The organism is Cyanobacterium sp. T60_A2020_053 (genome assembly GCA_015272165.1).
Taxonomy (GTDB): Bacteria; Cyanobacteriota; Cyanobacteriia; order Cyanobacteriales; family Cyanobacteriaceae; genus Cyanobacterium.
On the sequence record JACYMF010000091.1, the window covers coordinates 1 to 4,344 of the forward strand.

Genomic DNA, 4,344 nt, shown 5'->3' on the forward strand with positions numbered 1-4,344 from the left:
ACCGTAGGGCATACGGGAACATACGCTTGGGGAGATTTGCCCTCTTGGGCGATTGGTGCAAACCTGTCGTCTAACGGCGAGTCAGTGAACCAAGAATCCCCCACTATAACCCGTAGGGTTTAGTGGTGGGAGTGTCAAGCAATAGTAATTTTGCTAATAATTTAGTATTCCTATATTTCGTTTTTATGTATTATGAAAAATAATTCTCACAACAGGCATAAGATTACTATATGAAAAAAAGTATCGGTTTATTTTTGGGCATTACCACTGGAATAGTGTTTGTTAATTCAGCCGAGGCAATTAATTTGTCTAACAATAGCCTATTAAATTACACTTTTGAGGATGTCACCGCTACAGACGATTACTTTTACACTCCCTATCAAGAACAAAATATTAGTAGTAGTCAATCCGTTACCGCTACCCTAAAGCCACTATTAACCACTTTTGGTAATCCTGCTGACTATGTCGTTAATACTCCTCTTTTTGATGCCGTTGCTGATTTAAGACTCAGTTTAAATAGTGGTGGTTTTGCCCGTTGCACTGGGTCCTTAATTGGTAGTGATTTTTTACTAACTGCAGCCCATTGTTTAACTGATTTGAATGGTACACCCTCTGTAAATGGTGTACAAGCGACTTTTGGCAATGGAGAAGTTTTAACAGGTCAAAGTACCTTTTTAGCGCCCTTCTGGACGGGTAATTTATTACAGGGTGGAGATTTAGCTATTATTAGAACCACTACCAGCGCCCTCAACCTTACACCTTACGAAATTTTTACGGATAATCCCGCAACTTTGTTTAATCAAGCCGTGGATAAAGTTGGGGTGGGGCGCGCTGGGAATGGCAATCAAGGCTCAGTATTAAATAGTGGTACGAAAAGAAGTGGTCAAAATAGTTATGATGCTTTTGGCGATTTACTTCTCACTGCCTTAAATGCACCCTTTTCTTTTGTGAGTAATTCACAATTACAATATGATTTTGATAACGGTAATTCTGCCAATGATGCCTTTGGTTTCTTTTCCCGTAATAACTTAGGACTAGGAAATAATGAAGTTAGCGCCGCACCCGGTGATTCTGGTGGCCCTACTTTCACCCCTGATGGTAAAATAATGGGGGTAACTTCTTACGGTTTAAGATTATCCTCATCCGACATTGATAATATCCTAAATTCAAGTTTTGGTGAAATTGCAGGGGATGCTAATGTTTCTCTCTATACACCTTGGATTCAAGCAGTATTAAATAATGACCTTGGCAACTTTGATACCAACAATTTTGGTAATAACTTAACTGTAATTTCACCACCGCCTGAGCCTAATAATAACATCAATAGTCCCAATCCTCAAGACCCTATTAGTGTACCTGAACCACATTCAATTTTAAGCATTATTCTTACCGGATTTAGCCTATTTATCAGTCGTAAAAAATAGATATATTAAGACTAAATTAGTAGTGGCAATTAAATTAGTTAAAAAGACAAGAGGCAAAGGGAAGAAAAAGTTGAGAATTAAGAAAACAATTACTTCTGCATTCTTCCCATTATCTATTACCCCCTCATTATTACTTGTCATCCTCTCGTGAACATTTGCTACAATCAAAGAGAAAAGCGAGAAACGGTTAATTAGCTAAAATTAACCAAAAAGGAGCAAAAATGACTAACTTACTCGATCAATTAAAACAATACACTATCGTCGTAGCTGATACTGGGGATATTGAGGCAATCGAACAATTTACTCCCAGAGATACTACAACGAATCCTTCTCTAATTACTGCGGCAGCGCAGATGTCACAATATCAAGCTATTGTGGATGATACTTTGATGGAAGCGAGAAAAGAGTTAGGAGAAAAAGCGCCCGTCACCGATGTAGTTACATTAGCGGTGGATTGGTTAGCCGTAGCATTTGGTAAGAAAATTTTGGATATTGTGCCGGGTAGAGTCTCTACGGAAGTTGATGCGCGCTTATCTTTCGATACGGAAGCGACTATTAATAAAGCACGTTATCTAATCTCTCAGTATGAAAAAGCTGGTATTGGTAAAGAGAGAATTTTAATTAAAATCGCCGCTACTTGGGAAGGTATCCGCGCGGCGGAAACTTTAGAGAAAGAAGGTATCCACTGTAATCTTACCCTTCTATTTGGCTTTCATCAGGCGGTAGCTTGTGCGGAAGCTGGTGTTACTCTCATTTCTCCTTTTGTGGGTAGAATTTTGGATTGGTATAAAAAAACTACTAATCAGGATTATATCGGCGCTGAAGATCCGGGAGTGCAATCGGTAACAGAAATTTACAACTACTACAAAAAATTTGGTTATCAAACTGAGGTGATGGGCGCTAGTTTCCGTAATATTAGCGAAATTTGTGAGTTAGCTGGATGTGATTTATTGACTATTTCCCCTAAATTATTAGAACAATTAGCTAAAACCGAAGAAGATTTACCCCGTAAATTATCTCCTGATAATGCTTCAACGGTAGAAATTGAGAAAATTTCTGTAGATAAAGCCACTTTTGAGCGTATGCACCAAGAAGATAAAATGGCTAATGAGAAGTTAGATGAAGGAATTAAAGGTTTTACTAAAGCCTTGGAAACTTTGGAAGATTTATTGGCTAATCGTTTAGCGCGCCTCGAAGGGGAGGAAGCCTTAACTCATGCCATTGAAGATATTTTTCATGTCTTTGATTTAGATGGTGACGGTTTCATTTCTCGTGAAGAATGGGCGGGCGCTGACGCCGTTTTTGATGCCATGGATGCCAACCATGATGGTAAAATTTCCCCAGATGAAATGGCTTGTGGCTTGGGCGCTGTGGTTTATCTCGCTAAATCCTGTTAAATTATTGTAGATAAAGGGTAATGGATAGGTATTTATTTATCCGTCTATCCTTTTTCCGCAGCTTTCCAGTATGTTTTTCCTCTCTATCATCCAAAAAAGCGCCCTCCTCCCCTTGCCAACATTTTTAATTAACCCTTATGGAAAAATGATTGAACAAAAAAGAGCATGGATAGAAATTAATCATCAAGCCTTAACAGAAAATATAAGCGCCTTGCGCACTATACTATCTCCTCAAACCAAATTAATGACGGTGATTAAAGCCGATGCTTATGGTCATGGAGCATTGAAAGTTGCACAAACAGTAACGGCGGAGGGCGCTGATTATTTAGCGATTGCGACTCTAAATGAGGGTATCGAACTAAGAAAAGGTGGCGTTACCGCACCAATTATGATTTTAGGAGCTATTAATACCGTAGAGGAAATTAAGGAAATTGTACAGTGGCAGTTAGAACCTACTCTTGGTAGTATGGAGCAAGTTGAAATTTTTGCTGACACTTTACACTGTTTAGAAATAAATTTACCAGTACATCTAAAAATTGACACAGGAATGTCTAGGATAGGGGTATTATGGCACAAAAGTGCAGTTTTTTTTGAAACGGTCGCAAAAAATCCTTGCTTCAGCATCAAAAGTGTTTATTCTCATCTTGCCTGTGCTGATGATCTTGATCCTACGGTGACTAATTTACAGCAAGGGCGCTTCCGTGAGGTGATTCAAACCATTAAAAATCAAGGTCATAATTTACCAATGATTCACCTTGCTAATTCGGCTGGAACATTGAGGACAAAGGAATTTCATTATGATATGGTGAGGATTGGTTTAGCACTTTATGGCTTACATCCAGCGCCCTTCCTCGCTGATCAAATAAAATTGACTCCAGTTATGAGCGTGAAGGCAAGAATAACGCAAATTAAAATTCTTCCTCCTAATTCTGGAGTGAGTTATAGCCATACTTTTAGATGTATTGACTATACCCGTGTGGCGGTGATTGGTATTGGTTATGCTGATGGTGTACCTCGTTTACTTTCTAATCGTCTGCCAGTCATTGTCCAAGGGCGATTTGCCCGTCAAATTGGTAATATCACAATGGATCAAATGATGATTGATATTACTGATTTTCCTGATGTTACTGTGGGTGAAATAGTGACGCTCATGGGAAAGGAAGGGGCTTATTCAATTACGGCTGATGATTGGGCTAATACCATTGGTACAATATCTTGGGAGATTCTTTGCGGTTTTAAAAATCGCTTACCTCGAATTAATTATTGAATATCCTCATACTCTTTGATTGTAAAAGTTCAGAGGGTTACGCAACTAAAGGGATTGACTCCTCATCGATGTCAATATAATCTAAAGTAACGGAATCCGAACATGGAATGATACCTTATTGACACTCCCACCACTAAACCCTACGGGTTATAGTGGGGGATTCTTGGTTCACTGACTCGCCGTTAGACGACAGGTTTGCACCAATCGCCCAAGAGGGCAAATCTCCCCAAGCGTATGTTCCCGTATGCCCTACGGT

3 protein-coding genes are annotated in these 4,344 nt (G+C 39.2%); all 3 read left to right on the plus strand.

Annotated elements, in window-relative coordinates:
- The first annotated feature begins 230 nt into the window (after window positions 1-230).
- A complete protein-coding gene (locus IGQ45_12610) occupies window positions 231-1,424 on the plus strand; it encodes a S1 family peptidase (protein MBF2058022.1) in 1,194 nt (397 codons plus the stop codon).
- 221 nt (window positions 1,425-1,645) lie between these two features.
- A complete protein-coding gene (locus IGQ45_12615) occupies window positions 1,646-2,821 on the plus strand; it encodes a transaldolase (protein ID MBF2058023.1) in 1,176 nt (391 codons plus the stop codon).
- A 145-nt stretch (window positions 2,822-2,966) separates the two neighbouring features.
- Window positions 2,967-4,088: an alanine racemase gene (locus IGQ45_12620; GenBank protein ID MBF2058024.1), complete on the plus strand. Its 1,122-nt coding sequence runs from the start codon at window positions 2,967-2,969 to the stop codon at window positions 4,086-4,088.
- The last annotated feature ends 256 nt before the right edge of the window (window positions 4,089-4,344 follow it).

Excerpts from the sequence above, each read along its gene's own strand:
- IGQ45_12610 (MBF2058022.1), top strand. The coding sequence starts at position 231 with ATGAAAAAAAGTATCGGTTTATTTTTGGGCATTACCACTGGAATAGTG.
- IGQ45_12615 (MBF2058023.1), top strand. The coding sequence starts at position 1,646 with ATGACTAACTTACTCGATCAATTAAAACAATACACTATCGTCGTAGCT.
- IGQ45_12620 (MBF2058024.1), top strand. The coding sequence starts at position 2,967 with ATGATTGAACAAAAAAGAGCATGGATAGAAATTAATCATCAAGCCTTA.